The organism is Streptomyces griseofuscus (assembly GCF_014673495.1).
Classification (GTDB): domain Bacteria; phylum Actinomycetota; class Actinomycetes; order Streptomycetales; family Streptomycetaceae; genus Streptomyces; species Streptomyces murinus.
This window is the reverse complement of sequence record NZ_CP051006.1, coordinates 2,386,900-2,405,910: the sequence shown is the minus strand read 5'-3', so window position 1 is coordinate 2,405,910 and position 19,011 is coordinate 2,386,900. Positions and strand designations below refer to the sequence as shown.

Sequence of the window (19,011 nt, the reverse complement as noted above, 5' to 3'; positions counted from 1 at the left end):
GCCCGCCCGGGCTTCCGCAAGACTAGCCCTCGCCCACCGGCGTGCCTTCGCTCTCCCGGGCGTGCGCGGGCCGTCGCCCTCTCGCCTCGTCGGCGCCTCATCCTGCCGGGCGTGTGCGGACCGCCCCTCGCCCTCCCAGCGGTCCCTCGCCTCCCAGACCAGCCCCGGCCCAGCCACAGCCTCCGCAGTCGCCGGGCCCGCAGGCCCCCTCGCAGCCCCCCGGGGGCCCGCCAGATCGGCCCCCATCCGGACCGCTCCCGCCCTCCGCGGCGCTTTCCCCTCGTCCCCACCTGGCGGCACGCCCCCTCCCCACTCAGCGTCCCCACCCCCTCACCCAGCGGCCCCACCCCCCCCCTTGCCCCGGTCGGCCGAGGGCGGGCAGGGATGCGATGGTGGAAACAGGGCAGGTGGTCGGTCTGGTGCAGGCGGCCAGGGAGGAGAACGATGGACTGGCGCGCGTTCGCCGAACGGATGGCAGCACTGGCGCGGGATCTGCTGGCACAGGACACGGTCACCGACACCCTGGAGCGGATCACCCGGTCCGCCACCGAGCTCGTGCCGGGCTGCGACGCGGCCGGGATCCTCATCCTGCACGCCAAGGGCGTCCGCACCCTCGCGCCGACCGACCAGATGGTGATCGACAGCGACCAGTTGCAGGAGCAGCTCCAGGAAGGCCCCTGCTACGACGTCGCGCGCCCGGAGAGCGACGAGCGGGTGTTCCGGATCGCCGACTTCCGCGAGGTCCACCCGGGCTGGCCCCGCTACGTGGCCGAGGCCCGCAAGCTCGGCCTCGGCAGCATGATGGGCTTCCTGCTCTACACCGAGGAGGAGGATCTCGGCGCGCTGAACATCTACTCCCGCAGCCCGGGTGCCTTCACCGAGGCCGGCGAGACGGCCGGCTGGCTGCTCGCCTCGCACGCCGCCGTCGCCTTCTCCAGCGCCCGCACCCACGCCCAGCTGGAGCAGGCCGTCGCCACCCGACACATCATCGGCGAGGCCATGGGCATCCTCATGGGCAGCCATGAGCTGACCGAGGACCAGGCCTTCGACGTGCTGCGCCGCTACTCCCAGGACAAGAACGTCAAACTCCGGGAAGTGGCCCGGATGATCTGCGAACGCGGCGGCCTCACCTAGGTGCCGGGGCGCTACCGGCGACGGCCTCGCCGCAGAGCACGCCGCTCCTTCCCCCGCAGCGTGTCCGCCAACTCACCGATCGGCGAGGCGTCGTGGCAGCCGCCGGTCCTGCCGCCCCGACACCACCACACCGGTGGCCCGGCCGCGGCCGTCTCGCCCGGACACCAGTCCTCGGACGTGCCCGCGGGGCGCGGATGCATTCCGATCCCGTGCTCCCGGCAGAGCGGCCAGACCTGCCACAGCAGCTCCATGACCGTCTCCTGCGCCGCCTCCGCGACCACGCTCAGAACCGTCGCCGCGTCGCCCGGCTCCGGCGGTGCGCCCTCCTCCAGGTCGCCCGTGTGTACCGGATTGCCGTGCGAACGGCCGTCCGCCATCGCCACGTACACCTCCTGGCCCCCGTAGGAACCGGTGGACCCGGCGGCCCCGTCCGGAGCCGGGGTGACCATCAGGATCAGCGGCTCCTGACCCGGCAGGGTCGCCCGCACATCCCGATTGACCACGGCGAGCGCGGCCTCCAGCCCCGGCCACCGCTCGGTCTCGTCCTGCCCGGCCTCGCTCACCGCCTGGCCTCCGCCTGCCCGGTCTCGTCCTGCCTGGCCTCGGCCCGCTTGGGCTCGTCCTGCCTGGCCTCGGCCCGCATGGGCTCCGCCTGCCCGGCCTTGCTCCGCCCGGCCTCGCCCCGCGCGGGCTCCGCCCGCCCGGACTCGCCGCGGCACTCGACGTCCCCCGTCCCCGCGCCCCCGCTCATGACCTCCCCGCGCCGCCGGCCTCGAACGCTCCCAGGATCCGTTCCGCCGCCAGCGTCGCCGTCAACGTCCCTTCCCTGACCTGTCGTTCGAGCTCCGGCGCAGCCGCCCGTACCGCCGGGTCCGCGTGCAGCCGGCCGAGGAGTTCGTCGCGGACCATCGCCCAGGTCCAGCCGACCTGCTGGTCCCGCCGCTTGGCGGCGAGCCGGCCCGTGGAGTCCAGCAGGGTGCGATGCTGCTCCAGCCGTTCCCACACCGTGCCGAGGCCCGTGGACTCGCGCGCGCTGCAATGCAGCACCGGCGGGGTCCAGAACGCGTCCTTGCCGTGCATCAGCCGCAGCGCGCCCGCGAGCTCCCGAGCCGCCGCCCGCGCGTCCCGCTCGTGCGGACCGTCCGCCTTGTTGACGGCGATCACATCGGCCAGCTCCAGGACGCCCTTCTTGATGCCCTGCAACTGGTCGCCGGTGCGGGCCAGGGTGAGCAGCAGGAACGTGTCGACCATGTCGGCGACCGCGGTCTCCGACTGGCCGACGCCGACGGTCTCCACGAGGATCACGTCGTAGCCCGCCGCCTCCATCACCACCATCGACTCCCGGGTGGCCTTCGTGACCCCGCCCAGCGTGCCCGCGCTGGGGGAGGGCCGTACGAAGGCCGCCGGGTCGACCGACAGCCGTTCCATCCGCGTCTTGTCGCCGAGGATGGAGCCGCCGGTACGGGTCGAGGAGGGGTCGACGGCGAGCACCGCGACCCGATGGCCCAGCGAGGTCAGCATGGTGCCGAACGCGTCGATGAACGTCGACTTGCCGACCCCCGGCACCCCGCTGATGCCGATCCGCCGCGCCCGGCCGCTGTGCGGCAGCAGCCGGGTCAGCAGTTCCTGCGCCAGCACCCGGTGCTGCGGCCGGGTGGACTCGACGAGCGTGATGGCACGGGCCACCAGCGCCCGCTTCCCGTCGAGCACACCCTTCACATACGTGTCGAGATCGATCGGGGCCATCGCGGCCCTACAGCTCGTGGCCGAGGTCGGCCGCCAGACGCTGGACCAGGTCGTACGCCGCGTCCGGGATCACCGTCCCGGGCGGGAACACGGCCGTGGCGCCCATCTCCAGCAGCGTCGGCACGTCCTGCGGCGGGATCACGCCGCCGACCACGATCATGATGTCCTCGCGGCCCTCCTCCGCCAGCTTCTCGCGCAGCGCCGGTACGAGGGTGAGGTGCCCCGCGGCCAGCGAGGACACGCCGACCACGTGGACGTCCGCCTCGACCGCCTGCCGGGCGACCTCGTCCGGCGTCTGGAACAGCGGGCCGACGTCGACGTCGAAGCCGAGGTCGGCGAACGCGGTCGCGATCACCTTCTGGCCGCGGTCATGGCCGTCCTGGCCCATCTTGGCGACCAGGATGCGCGGCCTGCGCCCCTCCGCCTCCTCGAAGGCGTCCACCAGGGCGCGGGTGCGGTCCACGGACGGGGACTCGCCTGCTTCGTTGCGGTACACCCCGGAGATCGTACGGATCTGGCTCGCGTGCCGGCCGTACACCTTCTCCAGGGCGTCGGAGATCTCGCCGACGGTCGCCTTGGCGCGGGCCGCCCGCACCGCCAGCTCCAGCAGGTTCTCGGTGCCCTCGGCGGCCCGGGTGAGCGCGTCCAGCGCGTCCCGGCACGCCTGCTCGTCCCGCTCCGCGCGCAGCCGGCGCAGCTTCTCGATCTGCTGGGCGCGCACCGAGGAGTTGTCGACCTTGAGGACGTCGATCTGCTCGTCGCTGTCGACGCGGTACTTGTTGACGCCGATCACCGGCTGGCGCCCGGAGTCGATACGGGCCTGGACCCGGGCCGCCGCCTCCTCCACGCGCAGCTTGGGGATGCCGGCGTCGATGGCCTGCGCCATGCCGCCCGCCTGCTCCACCTCCTGGATGTGCGCCCAGGCCCGGCGGGCGAGGTCGTACGTCAGCCGCTCCACATAGGCGCTGCCGCCCCACGGGTCGATGGTCCGGGTGGTGCCCGACTCCTGCTGGAGGAGCAGCTGGGTGTTGCGGGCGATGCGCGCCGAGAAGTCGGTGGGCAGCGCGAGCGCCTCGTCCAGCGCGTTGGTGTGCAGCGACTGGGTGTGGCCCTGGGTCGCGGCCATCGCCTCCACGCAGGTGCGCGTGACGTTGTTGAACACGTCCTGCGCGGTCAGCGACCAGCCTGAGGTCTGCGAATGGGTGCGCAGCGAGAGGGACTTGGTGTTCTTCGGATCGAACTGCGCGACCAGCTTGGACCACAGCAGCCGGGCCGCCCTGAGCTTGGCGACCTCCATGAAGAAGTTCATGCCGATCGCCCAGAAGAACGACAGGCGCGGCGCGAACGCGTCCACGTCCAGGCCGGCTTCGCGCCCCGCGCGGATGTACTCCACACCGTCGGCGAGGGTGTACGCCAGCTCCAGATCGGCCGTCGCACCCGCCTCCTGGATGTGATAGCCGGAGATGGAGATGGAGTTGTAGCGCGGCATCCGCTGCGAGGTGTACGCGAAGATGTCGGAGATGATCCGCATCGACGGCTTCGGCGGATAGATGTAGGTGTTGCGGACCATGAACTCCTTGAGGATGTCGTTCTGGATGGTCCCGGCCAACTTCTCGGGCGGTACGCCCTGTTCCTCCGCCGCCACGATGTACAGCGCCAGCACCGGCAGCACGGCGCCGTTCATCGTCATCGACACGGTCATCCGGTCCAGCGGGATCCCGTCGAACAGCTGCCGCATGTCGTAGATCGAGTCGATCGCCACGCCCGCCATGCCGACGTCGCCGGTCACCCGCGGGTGGTCGCTGTCGTAACCGCGGTGCGTGGGCAGGTCGAAGGCGACCGACAGGCCCTTCTGGCCGGCCGCGAGGTTGCGCCGGTAGAAGGCGTTGGACTCCTCGGCGGTGGAGAAGCCCGCGTACTGGCGGATCGTCCAGGGCTGGTTGACGTACATCGTCGGGTAGGGGCCGCGCAGATACGGCGCCATGCCCGGGTAGGTGCCCAGGAAGTCCAGGCCCTCCAGGTCACGCCCGGTGTACAGCGGCTTGACCCCGATGCCCTCCGGGGTCTCCCACAGCGGCTCGGCGCCGCCGGTGGCCTGCTTGACGGCCGCCTGCCACTCCTCGGCGCTGCCGCCGGCCACCGGGGTCCCCAGCTCGATGCCGGAGAAGTCGGGGATTCCCATCAGGACACTCCCATGCGGTCGAGAGTCGCGGACAGCACATCGACGGCGTCGCAGCCCGCGAAGACATGGCGGTCGACGCCGGCGTACTCGCCCCGGCCCGCCAGGAACACCTGCCGGGCGCCCGCGGCGCGCAGTGCCGCGGCGGTCTCCTCGGCCCGTTCGGCGTACGTCGCGTCGCTGGAACACAGCACGGCCTCGGTGGCGCCGCTGTCCTCGAAGGTTCCCTCGGTGACCGGCTCGATGCCGCCGGCCTGGAACAGATTGGCGGCGAAGGAGGCCCGCGCGGTGTACTCGGCGGCCGAGCCGAGCGTGGCCAGGAAGATCCGCGGGCGGGCGCCGGTCGCCGCGAGATGGGCGTCGGAGCGGGCCCGCAGCTCCTCGAAGGCCTCGTCCCGGCGTACCCGGGGCAGCCCGCCGGACGGCGCCTCGGGCGCGGGCTCGCGCTCCACCGGCTTCTCGGCCAGCAGCGGGAACTCGCTGACACCGGTGATGGGCTCGCGCCGCTTGGCGAGCTTCTTGGAGCGCTCCGCCCAGGTCGTCGCGAGGTCGGTGCGCAGCCGTCCGGAGCGCAGCACGGCCGCCTGGCCGCCGTCGCGCTCGATGGTCCGGAAGAACTCCCAGCCCGCCTCGGCGAGTTCGTCTGTCAGCCGCTCCACGTACCAGGAGCCGCCCGCCGGGTCGATGACGCGGGCGAGGTACGACTCCTCGATCAGGATCGTGGAGGTGTTGCGGGCGATGCGCCGGGCGAACGCGTCCGGCAGGCCGAGCGCGTGGTCGAACGGCAGCACCGTCACGGAGTCGGCACCGCCCACCCCGGCGGCGAGCGTGGCGACCGTGGTGCGCAGCATGTTCACCCACGGGTCACGGCGGGACATCATCACAGGCGACGTCACCACGTGCTGGGTCTGCGCGCCGGGCGCCCCGCTGACCTCGGCGATCCGCGCCCACAGCCGGCGCGCCGCGCGCAGCTTGGCGATGGTCAGGAACTGGTCGGCGGTGGCCGCGTACCGGAACTCCAGCTGCCCTGCGGCCTGTTCGACGGACAGGCCCGACTCGGTCAGGGCGCGCAGATAGGCCACACCGGTGGCGAGCGAGGCGCCCAGCTCCTGCGCGGCCGAGCCGCCGGCCTCGTGGTACGGCAGCGCGTCCACGGTCAGGGCGCGCAGCCCCGGGTAGGTCTCGGCGCAGCGCGCGGCCAGGTCGGCGTACGGCGCGAAGTCCTGCGCGGCGCCGGTACGGGCCTCGTACCCGAGCGGGTCGCCGCCGAGGTTGCCGCGTACGGCCGTCGGCTCGACGCCCTTGTCCGCGTACAGGGCCAGCAGCGCCTCGGCCGCCTCGGCGGTGTCCCGCCCGGCGTCCAGCACGATGGGCGCGAGGTCCAGATAGACGCCCTCCAGGGCCCGGCCCAGGTCGGCGAGCGGGATGCCGCCCTCGCCCAGGACCAGCCACAGCGAGGTGCCGCCGTTCTCCAGATCGGCGAGGACCGCGCCGTCGGCGAGTGTCGTGTGCCGCTGGCGTACCCCCCAGCCGTCCGCGACCCCGCCCTCGGGGCGCGCGCCCCGTATGAACGGGGCGAAGCCGGGCAGGCCGGGGTCGGGCGCGGTGTCGCGCGCCGTGTACAGGGGACGGGTGCGCAGCCCGTCCTCCAGCGTCGTGGACAGAGCGTCCTCAGCTGCCGCGCCCGAGACTTCCTTGCCCGACTTGCGCAGCACACCTTCGACCAGGCGTTGCCACTGCTCGTGTGTCGCGTCAGGGAACTCGGCGGCCAGTGGGAGCCCGTCGTCAGGCAGGACCGTCATGGCTCGGATGCTAGGGCAGGGTGCTCAAAGGAGTGCAGAGCAAACGCTTGTGAGTTTTCTCCCCTTGCGGCTGTGACCGGCGCCGCTTCCGCGGGCGCTCGCCTTGGTACGACGGCCCGGCCCGGCCGGGACGACGGCCGGACCGCAGGGGGCGCACGGAGGCGTTCAGCCCTTGACGCGCAGCTCGGACCGGCGTACGTCCCGGGTGGAGAGCGTCTGGGGGCCGCCGGTGAAGGCGCGCAGCCGCAGCCGGGTGCTCCGCTTCCTCGGGAGCGTGAAGCTGCCGGAGGGGGCGCGGAGTTCGACGGTCGCCGTGCCGTGCGCGGGGATGGTGGCCAGGCCGTGGGCGAGCGGCCAGTAGCGGGTCATGCCCTGCCCGGTGGTGAGCATGTAGTGCGGGGTGAGCGGGTCGTCGCCGGTGTTGGCCACCCGCAGGGTCACCCCGGAGATCGCGCCGGGCGTAAGCGGGCGTACCGACGCGATGTCCATCCGCAGCGGCGGGCTCCCGGTGGCCGCGAGGACCGCGCTGACCAGCGCGGGCGCGAGCAGCAGCGGGACGGCCGCGAGCCGGACGGGCCTGCGCCGCGCCCCGGCCAGGAAGCGCGGCCGGGGCTGCCAGGCGCCCGCGAACTCCGGCAGCGGAGCTGTGACCGCCGCCGCCAGCCACAGCGGGGTCATCATCAGGTAGTAGCCGTCCTGCGAGCGCGTCGCCAGGAAGAACGCGCACCACGGCAGCACGGTCGCGGCCGGTCCGAGGCGCCGTACGAACAGCACGAACAGGGCCAGCAGGGCGGCGGCCAGCAGCATGCTCGCGTGCCCGTACCAGTCGAGCCGGTCGCTGCCGTGGGTGAAGTACAGCGAGATGCCGACGATGCCCTGGCCGTGCAGCACCGCGCCCTGGGTCAGCGGCAGCACGATGCCGCGCAGCCACGGTCCCGGCTCGGTCACGATCAGATAGGCGTCGATCAGGAGGAAGGCCAGGACGGCGATCCCGGTGATCCGCAGCACCACGCGCGCCGCCGCCCGGCCGCCCAGTTCGCCGCGGCGCACCGCGTAGACACCGGCGAGCAGGAACGGCGCGACGAACCACGGGAGTTGCTGGGCGGCGCAGGCCGCGCCGAGACAGGCGGCACGGGCGACGCCGACCGCGCCGAGCCGGCCGCGCGCGCCGAGCCGGGGCCAGCGGACCACCACCGGGATCAGCAGCGCGAGGGCGACGATCGCCGGGTAGCCCTGGCGGGCGTAGCTGGGCAGCAGTCCGAAGCCGAGGAAGACCATCGTGGCCGCCGACCGCCACTGCGCCGGGACCAGCCGCCACAGCGCGATCGCGCCCGCGATCAGTGCGAGGGTGGCCGCCGCCGTCGCCGGGGCGCCGCCGTGGCCCAGCCACAGGAACGGGACGGTGAGCAGCGGCGCGAGCGGGGGGTAGCCGTAGGTGTAGTCGTATCCGCCGGTCGTCGTCGCGGTCAGGGCGACGCCCTTGATGTGGAACAGCCATGGCCAGGGGTGGTCGTACAGCTGATGCCCGTGGACGAGTTCCTTGGCGGCCTGGGTGGTCAGGAGCGCCTCGTCGCCGCCGCCGTGGTTCAGCGCCCACGCGCACAGGGCGAGCACGACCGCGGTGACCAGCACCACCAGGTCCAGGCGGGCCAGCGAGCGGGTCCGGCGGACGGTCAGCGCGAGGACGCCGGTCACCAGGATCGCCGCGTAGCACAGGGAGATGACCGCGGCGAGGATCAAGCGGTGCGTGGCCGCCTGGGTCCAGATGGTCCGGGTGCCGATGAAGAGGCTCACGTCGGCCAGGAGCGTGAGGACGCGATGCCACTGCGCGGGCCCGTCGGGCGCCTGCGCGCGTGGTCCGGGTACGGCGGACACCGCCGACTGCGTCCGCCGGCCGGGCGTCACCTGCTGTGTTTCTGCCAAGTGCACGGGAGGGGACGCTAGCGGCGGTGCGTGACCGGCGCGCGACCAGCGGTGAAGAGTCCGGTATGAGAGCGGTAAGAAGCGGGCATATTCGCACATCTGCCCAGAGAAGGGGCGGGGTTGGCGCCCGTGGACCGATCGCTTCCGTGTCGTTGTGTGTCGTTGTTGGGCCGAACGGGTGACTTGGCGTAAGAATTGGCTGGTGCAGGCATGGAAAGCGAGTCAGGTCGGGGGGAGCCGGTGAGCCGTTATGACGTCACCGATGAACAGTGGGAAGGGCTCGCCCAGGTCGTGCCACTACGGGGCCGCGACGCCTGGCCCTCGGCGGTCGACCACCGCTCCCTACCGGACGACGAGACCGAGACCCGGCGCCGCTTCGTGGTCCTCCGCGTCAATGTCTTCGCCGACGCCCGGGATGTCGCCGAGACGGTGATGGCGGGCGCGCCCGTCCTCCTCGACCTCTCCGGCGCCGAGGGGGATGTCGCCAAGCGGGTGCTCGACTTCAGCACGGGCGTGGTCTTCGGCCTGGGCAGCGGTATGCACCGGGTGGACCGCAACGTCTTCCTGCTGACCCCGCCGGGCACGGAGGTCAGCGGGCTGCTGGAGGGGGCGGGGTGAGCGAGGGCCTCCCCGTGGCTCCCCAAGCTCCTCGTAGCTCCCCGGAGTGAGGCCCGCTCCCCGTTGTTGCCGTGAACGTCCCCGATCGTGGGAACCTCCGCCGGGTAAACGGTTCGCCCCCTCGGCGGAGCCCTACGTTCCGGGCATGGCCATGCCTTTCGCATCCGCTGAGCCACCGGTGGCCGAGGGGTTCGGCGGGACCGTCCCGCCGGAGTCCCGTGAGCCGCTCGATGTGCGGCCCCGGATCACCGAGCTGCGGTTGTCGGCGTTCGCCGGGCACCGGGGCGCGGGATTCCCGCTGGGCGCGGTCACGCTGTTCGCGGGCCCCAGCGGTTCGGGGAAGACGACCGCGCTGGCCGCCTACGAGGCGCTGGCCCGGCTCGCCGGCGGCGCCCCGCTCGTGGAGGCGTTCCCGGACCCGGTCGCGTGTGTGCCCGACCGGGCCCGGCCCGACGCCGAGGGGCGGCGCGGCTTCCGGATCGGCTGTACGGCCGACGGTGCCGAGGGCCCGGTCCGGCTCGATGTCGCCGTACAGGCCGAACCGCAGCTGCGGATCGTCGGCGAGCGGCTGAGCGCGGGCGAAATCGTCCTGCTCCAGACCGCGTTACGGGACCCGGGGCGCCGCGCCGTGCAGGCCGCCTGGCACACCGCGGGCACCGCGCCGGTGACCCGCGCGCCGCTGCCCGACGACCGGCTCGGCACCGCCCTGCTCCCGCTGCGGGTGGCCGGCAAGACCGACGGGCAGCGCAGGGTGCTGGCCGCGGCCGAGCAGATGGTCGTCGCCCTGCGCTCGGTCTTCGTCTGCGATCCCCGCCCCGACTGCATGCGCACCCCCGTGCCCACCGGCTCCGGCCGGCTGTTGCCCGGCTGCGACAACCTCGCCGATGTTCTCTGGCGCACCCGCACCGAGTGCGCACGCAGACATGGCCGACTGGTAGAGGCGCTGCGCGCGGGCTGCGCGGGACCGGTGTACGACCTGATCGCCGAGCCCCTCTTCGACGGCACCGTACGCGCTCTCCTCGACCGCGGTGACGGCCACCGCACGGAACTGGCCCGCCTCGGCGAGGGCGAACTGCGCTACCTCGCCCACGCCTTGGTGCTGCTGACCGGCCCCGGTGTGCTGGCCATGGACCCGCCGGGCGAGGTCCCCGACGCCCTGCGCTCCCTCACCGTCCTCGCCGACGGCTTCGACCGCTCCCTCGACCCGGGCCAGCGCCGGTCGCTGCTGCGCCTCGCGGCCGCCATGGGCGAGTTCGGGCACATCCGGCTCGTCGCCGCGGTGAACGACGCCTCCTGGTGCGTGGGGGCCGAGGGCGTCACAGTGGTACACCTGAACCGTGACGGAACACCCTGACCTCCCCCGACTCCAGCGCAGACTCGCCGAGTTCGCCGCCGCCCGTAACTGGGGGCAGTACCACACCCCCAAGAACCTCGCCTCCGCGCTGAGCGTGGAGAGCTCCGAACTGGTCGAGATCTTCCAGTGGTTGACTCCCGAGGAGTCGGCCCGGGTGATGTCCGACCCCAGCACCGCGCACCGCGTCCGCGACGAGGTCGCCGATGTCCTCGCCTATCTCGTCCAGTTCTGTGAGGTCCTGGACATCGACCCGCTGACCGCCCTGTCCGAGAAGATCGACCGCAACGAACACCGCTTTCCGGCGCCCAAGGACTGACAACAGGCGGACTCCCTGGTTCCGTTATCACTCTGCGCAGTCAATTCACCTATCGAATCCGAATTGTTGTCCACAGATTTCGGGCTTCCTCTGGCTTTTCGCACCAACGACCCTCACTCTGGGTAGTGGACAGGAGAGCCAGTGAACGTACGAGCGAGTGCGTGGAGGGACGGGGGCGACGGATGGACGCGGTACGACTCATCCTCACCAGCAGGCGAGCCCTGGCGAGCGGCGCGGACGCACGCGAGTTGATGACGGAGGTGTGGCAGGCACAGGCCCTTGCCCAGGCGATCGGCAGCAGGCTCGCGGTCTCCGGACCGCCGGAGCTGCGCGGCGAGGCGCTCGGGCTCACGGAGCTGGCGGGCCGGGGCTGCGGAGCCCTCGACCCGCCCGAACTGGACCTCGGCGATCTGCGCGCCGCCCAGCTCACCCGGCTGGACGACGCCCGCGAGACCCTGCTCTGCCTCGGCGGGCTGCTCGGCGAGGTAGGCATGGCCCTGGTCGGCATGGCCAGCGCCGCGGCGGACGAGACGACGTACTGGCAGTGCATGGAGGCCATCGACGCGGCCGACGAGTCCCGTGACCGGGTCCGCGAGATGCTGCGCAAACTGGCCGCGCGGGAGGAGGTGTTATCGGCGGACGACAATCAGAGAAGCCCCTTCGGGGGCGCCCCCTGCGCGTAGCCGCCGCGCAGGGAGCGTGTACGACGGTTCGCGCCGTGAGTCCCGCATCGGCGCGCGGCACCGCCCGCGGGAGACGGTGCCGGTGCCGGCCGCTGCGTCAGGCGACGTGCGGCATGACCTCGGACGCGATCAGCTCCAGGTGGTCCAGATCGTCCAGGTCCAGCATTTGCAGATAGACCCGCCCCGAACCCACCGCGGCATAGCGCCCCAGCCTCTCCACGACCTCCGCGGGAGAGCCCGCGAGACCGTTGGCCTTCAGCTCGTCCACCTCGCGGCCGATGGCCGCCGCCCGCCGCTCGACCTCGGCGTCGTTCTTGCCGACACAGGCCACCAGCGCGTTGGAGTACACGAGGTCGTCCCCCTTGCGCCCGCGCTCCTCGGCCGCCGCCCGCACCCGGCCGAACTGCCGCTCGCTGTCCTCGACGGAGGCGAAGGGGATGTTGAACTCGGTGGCGTACTTCGCCGCCAGCGCCGGCGTCCGCTTGGCACCATGACCGCCGATGAGCACCGGCACCCGGCTCTGCGCCGGCTTCGGCAGCGCGGGGGAGTCCTGCAACCGGTAGTACGAGCCGTCGTAGCTGAACCGCTCGCCGACCGGCGTCTCCCACAGCCCCGTGACGATCGCCAGCTGCTCCTCCAGCCGCCCGAACTTCTCCTTCGGGAACGGAATGCCGTACGCCTTGTGCTCCTGCTCGTACCACCCCGAGCCCAGGCCCAGTTCCACCCGGCCGCCGGACATCTGGTCGACCTGCGCCACCTGGATGGCCAGCACACCGGGGAGGCGGAAGGTGCCGGCCGTCATCAGGGTGCCGAGCCGGATGCGGCTGGTCTCCCGGGCGATACCGGCGAGGGTGATCCAGGCGTCGGTGGGGCCGGGCAGACCGTCCACGTTGCCCATGTGGAGATAATGGTCAGAGCGGAAAAATGCGCCGTATCCGAGTTCCTCGGCGGTCTTGGCGACACGCAGCAGCGTGTCGTAGGTCGCGCCCTGCTGGGGTTCGGTGAAGACTCGAAGATCCATACGCCCATCATGCCCGCCGTTGCGCGCGCAACCATGCACAAAGCCGTCCGGAGGCGTGAAAACCGGTGGTCAGCGGGGCGCCCGGGCCGTCAGACTCGGACATGTGTTCCTGACGATCTCTCTCAGCGGCGACGCCGCCAACCCGGCCACCGACCTCGGGTATCTGTTGCACAAGCACCCGGACAAGGCACAGCGTTTCTCCACGTCCTACGGCACCGCGCACGTCTTCTACCCGGAGGCGGGCGACGCGCGGTGCACGGCCGCCCTGCTGCTGGAGACCGATCCCGCGGCGCTGGTGCGGCGCGGCAAGGGAAAGGGCCGCGGCGGCGCCCCCGACGCGGCGCTCGCGCAGTACGTCAACGACCGCCCCTACGCCGCCTCCTCGCTGCTCGCCGTCGCGCTGAGCGGTGTCTTCTCCAGCGCCATGCGCGGGGTGTGCGCCGCCCGCCCCGAGCGGGCCGCCGCGCCGCTGCCGCTGCGCATCGAGGTCCCGGCCCTGCCCGCCCGCGGCGGCGTCCCACTCGTACGAGCGCTGTTCGAGCCGCTGGGCTGGCGGGTGGACGCCGAACCGGTGCCGCTGGACACGGAGTTCCCGCAGTGGGGCGACTCCCGGTACGTCCGTCTCGTGCTCGCATCCGAGACACTGACCCTCGCCGAGGCGCTGCGCCACCTGTACGTCCTGCTGCCGGTCCTCGACGACGCCAAGCACTACTGGGTCTCCGCCGACGAGGTCGACAAGCTGCTGCGGGCCGGCGAGGGCTGGCTGCCCGGCCACCCGGAGCAGCAGCTGATCACCAGCCGCTATCTCTCCCGCCGCTGGTCGCTGACCCGGCAGGCGCGCGAGGCGCTGGAGCTGGTGCGGCTCGCCGAGGCCGACGACAGCGAGGTCGAGGAGATCGACAACGCGGTCGGCGAGGAGACCGAGGCGGAGGAGAAGCCGACCCCGCTCGCGGTGCGGCGCCGGGCGGCGATCGTCGGCGCGCTGCGCGCGGCCGGTGCCGCCCGGGTGCTCGACCTCGGGTGCGGACAGGGCCAGTTGGTGCAGGAACTCCTCAAGGACATCCGGTTCACCGAGATCGTCGGGGTCGATGTGTCGGTGCGGGCGCTCACCATCGCCGCCCGGCGGCTCAAGCTCGACCGCATGGGCGAACGGCAGGCGTCCCGCGTCCAGTTGACGCAGGGCTCGCTCGCCTACACCGACAAGCGGCTCAAGGGCTACGACGCCGCCGTGCTCAGCGAGGTCATCGAACACCTCGACCTGCCCCGGCTGCCCGCCCTGGAATACGCCGTGTTCGGACATGCCCGCCCCCGCACCGTCGTCGTGACCACCCCGAACGTCGAGTACAACGTCCGCTGGGAGACCCTGCCCGCGGGCCATGTCCGGCACGGCGACCACCGCTTCGAGTGGACCCGCGCCGAGTTCCGCGCCTGGGCCACCGACGTGGCCGAACGGCACGGGTACGACGTCGAGTTCGCGCCCGTCGGCCCCGACGACCCCGAGGTGGGACCGCCCACCCAGCTGGCCCTGTTCACCATCCGCGCCGAGAAGGAGGCGAAGGCGGCATGACCGAGACACGCAAGGGACGGGCCCTTCCCGTCACCGACCTCTCCCTCGTGGTCCTCGTCGGCGCCTCCGGCTCCGGCAAGTCCACCTTCGCGCGCCGGCACTTCAAGCCCACCGAGGTGATCTCCTCCGACTTCTGCCGGGGCCTGGTCTGCGACGACGAGAACGACCAGGGCGCCACCCGCGACGCCTTCGACGTCCTGCACTACATCGCGGGCAAGCGGCTCGCCGCCGGGCGCCGCACCGTCGTGGACGCCACCAGCGTGCAGCAGGACAGCCGCCGCCAGCTGATCGAACTGGCCAAGAAGTACGACGTGCTGCCCATCGCCATCGTCCTGGACGTGCCGGAGGAGGTGTGCGCCGAGCGCAACGCGGCCCGCACCGACCGCGCCGACATGCCGCGCCGGGTCATCCAGCGGCACATCCGCGAACTGCGCCGCTCCCTGCGGCACCTGGAGCGCGAGGGCTTCCGCAAGGTGCATGTGCTGCGCGGGGCCGAGGAGGCCGAGAGCGCCACCGTCGTCACCGAGAAGCGGTTCAACGACCTCACCCACCTCACCGGCCCCTTCGACATCATCGGCGACATCCACGGCTGCTCCGCCGAACTGGAGTCGCTGCTCGGCAAGTTGGGCTATGTCGACGGCGTCCACCCCGAGGGCCGTACGGCCGTCTTCGTCGGCGACCTGGTCGACCGCGGCCCGGACTCCCCGGGCGTGCTGCGCCGGGTGATGTCGATGGTCGAGTCGGGCCACGCCCTGTGTGTGCCGGGCAACCACGAGAACAAGTACGGCCGTTATCTCAAGGGCCGCAATGTCCAGCACACCCACGGCCTCGCCGAGACCATCGCCCAGATGGAGGGCGAGAGCGAGGAGTTCCGGGCACGGGTACGGACCTTCCTCGACGGACTGGTCAGCCACTACGTCCTGGACGGCGGAAGGCTCGTCGTCTGCCACGCCGGACTGCCCGAGAAGTACCACGGCCGCACCTCCGGCCGGGTCCGCTCGCACGCCCTGTACGGCGACACCACCGGCGAGACCGACGAGTTCGGCCTGCCGGTGCGCTACCCGTGGGCGGAGGACTACCGGGGCCGGGCGGCGGTCGTCTACGGCCACACCCCGGTACCGGACGCCACCTGGCTCAACAACACCATCTGCCTGGACACCGGCGCCGTCTTCGGCGGCAAGCTGACCGCGCTGCGCTGGCCGGAGCGGGAACTGGTCGACGTACCGGCCGAGCGGGTCTGGTACGAGCCGACGCGCCCGCTGCGCAGCGAGGCGCCGGGCGGGTCGGACGGGCGGCCGCTGGACCTCGCCGATGTACGGGGGCGCCGCGCGGTCGAGACCCGGTACGCCGGCATGGTCGCGGTCCGCGAGGAGAACGCGGCGGCGGCCCTGGAGGTCATGAGCCGCTTCGCCATCGACCCGCGCCTGCTGCCGTATCTCCCGCCGACCATGGCGCCGACGGCCACCTCCGAGGTGGACGGGTACCTGGAGCACCCTCGGGAGGCGTTCGCGCAGTACGCGGCGGACGGGGTCGCGCGGGTGGTGTGCGAGGAGAAGCACATGGGCTCGCGGGCCGTGGTCCTGGTGTGCCGGGACGCGGCGGCGGCGACGAAGCGGTTCGGCGTGGACGGGCCCACGGGCGCGCTGTACACCCGGACCGGGCGCCCCTTCTTCGACGACGGGGCGATGACCGAGGAGATCCTCGACCGCCTGCGCACGGCGGTGTCGGACGCCGGGCTCTGGTCCGAACTGGACACGGACTGGCTGCTGTTGGACGCCGAGCTGATGCCGTGGTCGCTGAAGGCCGCAGGTCTGCTGCGCAGCCAGTACGCGGCCGTCGGCGCGGCGGCCGGGGCGGTGTTCCCGGGCGCGCTGGCCGCGCTGGAGGCGGCGGCGTCCCGGGGCGCGGAGGTGGACGACCTGCTCGACCGCCAGCGTGCACGCGCCTCGGACGCGGCCGCGTTCACCGCCGCGTACCGGCGCTACTGCTGGACCACCGAGGGTCTCTCCGGTGTCCGGCTGGCCCCCTTCCAGCTCCTCGCCACCGAGGGCCACAGCCTCGCCGCGCTCCCGCACGACGAGCAACTGGCTCTGCTGGACCGGCTGGTGGAACACGACGGCACCGGTCTCCTGTCGACCACCCGCCGCCTCTACGTCGACACGGGCGATGCGGAGTCGGTCGCCGCGGGCGTCGACTGGTGGCTGGAGATGACCGGCCGCGGCGGCGAGGGCATGGTCGTCAAGCCCCTCACCGCCCTGGCCCACCGCCCGGACGGCCGCCTGGTCCAGCCCGGCATCAAGTGCCGGGGCCGCGAGTACCTCCGGATCATCTACGGCCCGGAGTACACCCGCCCCGACAACCTCGCCCGCCTGCGCCGCCGCTTCCTCAACCACAAGCGCTCCCTCGCCCTGCGCGAGTACGCCCTCGGCCTGGAATCCCTCTCCCGCCTGGCCGACGGCGAGCCCCTGTGGCGCGTCCACGAGGCGGTCTTCGGCGTCCTGGCCCTGGAATCCGAACCGGTGGACCCCCGGCTGTAGGGGGCCAGACCGCTGTCTCGAACCGGGCGAAAGCCGCACGGCCGGTCGTAGTCCAGCGCGTCCAACGACGTGGCGGCGCCGCAACAGGGCGCCGCCACGTCCTCACCCCACCAGCCGCAGCCGCTCCCCCCACACCCCGACCCGTACCCGCTGTCCCCACGTCAGGTGGAGGGCGTCCGTCTCGATGCCGTCGCCGAAGGCGACGAGGTGGTCGGACTCGACGGTGAGGGTCAGGGCGGCGGACGCGTCCAGCCGGCCGGAGACCAGGGTCGTGCCGGTGGCCGGTGAGGGCCAGGCCTCGCGGACGTACCAGAGGAGGTGGGGCTCGGTGGGGGAGGGCAGCGGGAGCCGGCCGCCGCGCTCCTGCCAGAGGGAGCGCAGCCAGCCGGTGGCACCCGTGCCCGTGCCCACCAGGACCCCGGAGGATGCCTGGGCCTCGACGGCACCCCTGTCGCCGTCGAGACCCAGGCGGTATCGGGCGGTCTGGTGGCCCGCGGCGCCGAGATAGATCTCGTTGAGCGCGACCAGCCGCTGCGTGTCGTCGGCCTCCGCCGCCACCATGGTCAGCTCCTCGCACCCGCCGCCCGGCGCCGCGAGCAGCTTCGCCGCGTCCCGCGGGCGGTGCCGCACCAGCACCCCCGGGTTGCGCCCCGGGTCGGTGTCGATGCCGATCACCGGCTGCCCGGTCAGATACTTGGCCACATTGGCGACCAGCCCGTCCTGGCCGACCACCACGACGACGTCCTCGGGCGCGAACAGGAACCGTTCCAGATCGGCGCGTTCCACCCGGGCCTGCCGCCAGGCCAGCGGCACGGCCGCCGCCACCTGAGCCAGCGCCCGCCGCGTCCCCTGGTGCCGGGCCGCGATCTCCTCGATGTCCCGGCCCCGGGAGGCGAGCACGAACGCGGCCTGGCCGTGGGTGCCGTACCGGGCCACCAACTCCTCATACTCCGTGGTGCGATGGACCAGTACGGCCCGCGGCGCGAGACTCACGCCCCGGCCCCGGAGCCCGCCCCACCGAGCTTCGCCAGCAGCCCCGTCAGCACATCCGGCGAGATCGTCACGCTCTCGATGTCCGGCAGGTTCTCCGCCACCCGCATCGCCGCCAGCGCGTGCAGTGTCGCCACGTCCGCCTCGGCGTGCACCCGCAGCCAGGACGCCCGCGCCTGCGCCCGCGCCTCGCCCACCTCGCGCTCCTGCTCCGCCGCCGCGCGCGCCAGCCGTACCACCTTGTCCGCCTCCGCCTGCGCGAGCCGTACCGTGCGCGCCGCCTCGGCGTCCGCCCGTACCGCGTCCGCGGCCGCCTGCTCCTCCGCCTCGCGCCGTGCGTTGGTGCCGCGCTGCTCCACCAACTGCTCCTCGCGCCGCGCGAGTTCGATGCGGCTGGCCAGCTCGTTCTCGGCGATGGCGCGCTCCCGTTCGACGGCCACCGCCCGCCGCTCGTACGTCGCCCGGTCCGCCTCCTGCTGGATCTGCTCCCGCGCGGGGGTGCGCAGCGCCCGTTCGACCTCGGGCTCCGGACGCACCGCCACCACGCGCACCGCGACCACCTCGATCCCGGTGTCCGGCAGCCGGGGCTGCGCGGCGAGCCCGGCCGCGAGCCGCTCGCGCACCGTGCTCACCCCGTCGGTCAGCGCGGCCGACAGCGGGGTGCGGGCCAGCACGTCCAGGGCGTGCTCCTGCGCCGTCTCCGTGAGCAGGTTGGCCAGTTGCTCCAGCGGCGTGCCCCGCCAGGCGCCGGTGTCCGGGTCGACCGAGAAGTCGAGCCGGGCGGCGGCGAGCGCCGGGTCGCCGATGCGGTAGGTGACCGTCGCCTGCACCGTCACGTCCTGGAAGTCGGCCGTACGGGCGTGGAAGGTCATCGCCAGCTCGCGGTCGTCCACCGGTATTTCGGACAGCGCCGCCGTCAACGAGCGGAACCAGAAGCTGAGTCCGGGGCCGTCGTGCACCAACTGCCCGGAGCGGTGGTGGCGGATGTGCGCCGTCGGCGTGCCCCGCAGATGGCGCCAGCCGAGACGCCGGGTGATGTCGGCCATGGGTTCCCCTCGCTTCTTTTCGTCGCTGAGACGATAAGCGGAGGGCCCTATTGTCGTCAAGTAGACGAAAACCATCGAGCCGTACGACCGGAGGC

At 72.9% G+C, this 19,011-nt stretch carries 16 protein-coding genes; 7 read left to right on the top strand and 9 right to left on the bottom strand.

What is annotated here, in order from left to right; all coding sequences use genetic code 11:
* Window positions 1-444: 444 nt before the first annotated feature.
* Window positions 445-1,134, top strand: coding sequence for a GAF and ANTAR domain-containing protein (locus HEP81_RS10550; protein WP_037654236.1), 690 nt, complete (start codon window positions 445-447; stop codon window positions 1,132-1,134).
* 11 nt (window positions 1,135-1,145) lie between these two features.
* Here HEP81_RS10550 and HEP81_RS10545 read toward each other — a convergent pair whose 3' ends face one another.
* The 6 genes from HEP81_RS10545 to HEP81_RS10520 form a co-directional block, all read right to left on the bottom strand.
* Window positions 1,146-1,697 carry a hypothetical protein gene (locus HEP81_RS10545; RefSeq protein WP_037654238.1) on the bottom strand — a complete coding sequence of 184 codons (552 nt, stop codon included), beginning with the start codon at window positions 1,695-1,697 and terminating at the stop codon, window positions 1,146-1,148.
* A complete protein-coding gene (locus HEP81_RS10540; RefSeq protein WP_037654241.1) occupies window positions 1,694-1,885 on the bottom strand; it encodes a hypothetical protein in 192 nt (63 codons plus the stop codon). The genes HEP81_RS10545 and HEP81_RS10540 overlap by 4 nt, the downstream gene beginning before the upstream one ends.
* Window positions 1,882-2,880 (bottom strand): methylmalonyl Co-A mutase-associated GTPase MeaB, encoded by a 999-nt coding sequence (meaB, locus tag HEP81_RS10535; protein WP_037654243.1) that lies wholly within the window; start codon window positions 2,878-2,880, stop codon window positions 1,882-1,884. The genes HEP81_RS10540 and meaB overlap by 4 nt, the downstream gene beginning before the upstream one ends.
* Window positions 2,881-2,887: 7 nt before the next feature.
* Window positions 2,888-5,062, bottom strand: coding sequence for a methylmalonyl-CoA mutase (scpA, locus tag HEP81_RS10530; protein WP_037654244.1), 2,175 nt, complete (start codon window positions 5,060-5,062; stop codon window positions 2,888-2,890).
* Window positions 5,062-6,861, bottom strand: coding sequence for a methylmalonyl-CoA mutase family protein (locus HEP81_RS10525; protein ID WP_037654246.1), 1,800 nt, complete (start codon window positions 6,859-6,861; stop codon window positions 5,062-5,064). Before HEP81_RS10525 ends, scpA begins: the two co-directional genes overlap by 1 nt.
* A 165-nt stretch (window positions 6,862-7,026) precedes the next feature.
* Complete coding sequence (locus HEP81_RS10520; RefSeq protein WP_421673928.1) at window positions 7,027-8,790, bottom strand: hypothetical protein; 1,764 nt, start codon at window positions 8,788-8,790, stop codon at window positions 7,027-7,029.
* Between the two features lie 204 nt (window positions 8,791-8,994).
* Here HEP81_RS10520 and HEP81_RS10515 point away from each other — a divergent pair, with 204 nt between their 5' ends.
* From HEP81_RS10515 to HEP81_RS10500, 4 genes are all read left to right on the top strand, one after another.
* Window positions 8,995-9,402 carry a cell division protein SepF gene (locus HEP81_RS10515; RefSeq protein ID WP_037654249.1) on the top strand — a complete coding sequence of 136 codons (408 nt, stop codon included), beginning with the start codon at window positions 8,995-8,997 and terminating at the stop codon, window positions 9,400-9,402.
* 151 nt (window positions 9,403-9,553) lie between these two features.
* On the top strand, window positions 9,554-10,756 hold the full coding sequence (locus HEP81_RS10510; protein WP_172637085.1) for an ATP-binding protein: 1,203 nt from the start codon (window positions 9,554-9,556) through the stop codon (window positions 10,754-10,756).
* The gene (locus tag HEP81_RS10505; protein WP_037654253.1) at window positions 10,740-11,072 is read left to right on the top strand and encodes a nucleotide pyrophosphohydrolase; all 333 of its coding nucleotides are present in this window, start codon (window positions 10,740-10,742) and stop codon (window positions 11,070-11,072) included. Before HEP81_RS10510 ends, HEP81_RS10505 begins: the two co-directional genes overlap by 17 nt.
* A 182-nt stretch (window positions 11,073-11,254) precedes the next feature.
* Window positions 11,255-11,755 carry a DUF6099 family protein gene (locus HEP81_RS10500; RefSeq protein WP_172624386.1) on the top strand — a complete coding sequence of 167 codons (501 nt, stop codon included), beginning with the start codon at window positions 11,255-11,257 and terminating at the stop codon, window positions 11,753-11,755.
* A gap of 97 nt (window positions 11,756-11,852) precedes the next feature.
* Here HEP81_RS10500 and HEP81_RS10495 read toward each other — a convergent pair whose 3' ends face one another.
* Window positions 11,853-12,776: an LLM class F420-dependent oxidoreductase gene (locus HEP81_RS10495; RefSeq protein WP_037654255.1), complete on the bottom strand. Its 924-nt coding sequence runs from the start codon at window positions 12,774-12,776 to the stop codon at window positions 11,853-11,855.
* A 103-nt stretch (window positions 12,777-12,879) separates the two neighbouring features.
* Between HEP81_RS10495 and HEP81_RS10490 the strand changes: the two genes are divergently transcribed.
* Both HEP81_RS10490 and HEP81_RS10485 read left to right on the top strand, forming a co-directional pair.
* Window positions 12,880-14,343, top strand: coding sequence for a 3' terminal RNA ribose 2'-O-methyltransferase Hen1 (locus tag HEP81_RS10490; RefSeq protein WP_037654258.1), 1,464 nt, complete (start codon window positions 12,880-12,882; stop codon window positions 14,341-14,343).
* Window positions 14,340-16,880, top strand: coding sequence for a polynucleotide kinase-phosphatase (locus HEP81_RS10485; RefSeq protein WP_037654260.1), 2,541 nt, complete (start codon window positions 14,340-14,342; stop codon window positions 16,878-16,880). The genes HEP81_RS10490 and HEP81_RS10485 overlap by 4 nt, the downstream gene beginning before the upstream one ends.
* 102 nt (window positions 16,881-16,982) lie before the next feature.
* On the opposite strand, the gene HEP81_RS10480 is transcribed toward HEP81_RS10485, so the two are convergent.
* Together HEP81_RS10480 and HEP81_RS10475 are read right to left on the bottom strand one after the other, a co-directional pair.
* A complete protein-coding gene (locus HEP81_RS10480) occupies window positions 16,983-17,873 on the bottom strand; it encodes an NAD(+)/NADH kinase (protein ID WP_037654261.1) in 891 nt (296 codons plus the stop codon).
* The gene (locus HEP81_RS10475) at window positions 17,870-18,916 is read right to left on the bottom strand and encodes an SPFH domain-containing protein (protein WP_037654264.1); all 1,047 of its coding nucleotides are present in this window, start codon (window positions 18,914-18,916) and stop codon (window positions 17,870-17,872) included. The genes HEP81_RS10480 and HEP81_RS10475 overlap by 4 nt, the downstream gene beginning before the upstream one ends.
* Window positions 18,917-19,011: the final 95 nt, after the last annotated feature.

What these genes read in the sequence shown, in the direction of transcription:
- HEP81_RS10550 (WP_037654236.1), top strand. Translation starts at nt 445, where the DNA reads ATGGACTGGCGCGCGTTCGCCGAACGGATGGCAGCACTGGCGCGGGAT.
- HEP81_RS10540 (WP_037654241.1), bottom strand. Translation starts at nt 1,885, where the DNA reads ATGAGCGGGGGCGCGGGGACGGGGGACGTCGAGTGCCGCGGCGAGTCC.
- meaB (WP_037654243.1), bottom strand. Translation starts at nt 2,880, where the DNA reads ATGGCCCCGATCGATCTCGACACGTATGTGAAGGGTGTGCTCGACGGG.
- scpA (WP_037654244.1), bottom strand. Translation starts at nt 5,062, where the DNA reads ATGGGAATCCCCGACTTCTCCGGCATCGAGCTGGGGACCCCGGTGGCC.
- HEP81_RS10525 (WP_037654246.1), bottom strand. Translation starts at nt 6,861, where the DNA reads ATGACGGTCCTGCCTGACGACGGGCTCCCACTGGCCGCCGAGTTCCCT.
- HEP81_RS10515 (WP_037654249.1), top strand. Translation starts at nt 8,995, where the DNA reads ATGGAAAGCGAGTCAGGTCGGGGGGAGCCGGTGAGCCGTTATGACGTC.
- HEP81_RS10510 (WP_172637085.1), top strand. Translation starts at nt 9,554, where the DNA reads ATGCCTTTCGCATCCGCTGAGCCACCGGTGGCCGAGGGGTTCGGCGGG.
- HEP81_RS10500 (WP_172624386.1), top strand. Translation starts at nt 11,255, where the DNA reads ATGGACGCGGTACGACTCATCCTCACCAGCAGGCGAGCCCTGGCGAGC.
- HEP81_RS10495 (WP_037654255.1), bottom strand. Translation starts at nt 12,776, where the DNA reads ATGGATCTTCGAGTCTTCACCGAACCCCAGCAGGGCGCGACCTACGAC.
- HEP81_RS10485 (WP_037654260.1), top strand. Translation starts at nt 14,340, where the DNA reads ATGACCGAGACACGCAAGGGACGGGCCCTTCCCGTCACCGACCTCTCC.
- HEP81_RS10475 (WP_037654264.1), bottom strand. Translation starts at nt 18,916, where the DNA reads ATGGCCGACATCACCCGGCGTCTCGGCTGGCGCCATCTGCGGGGCACG.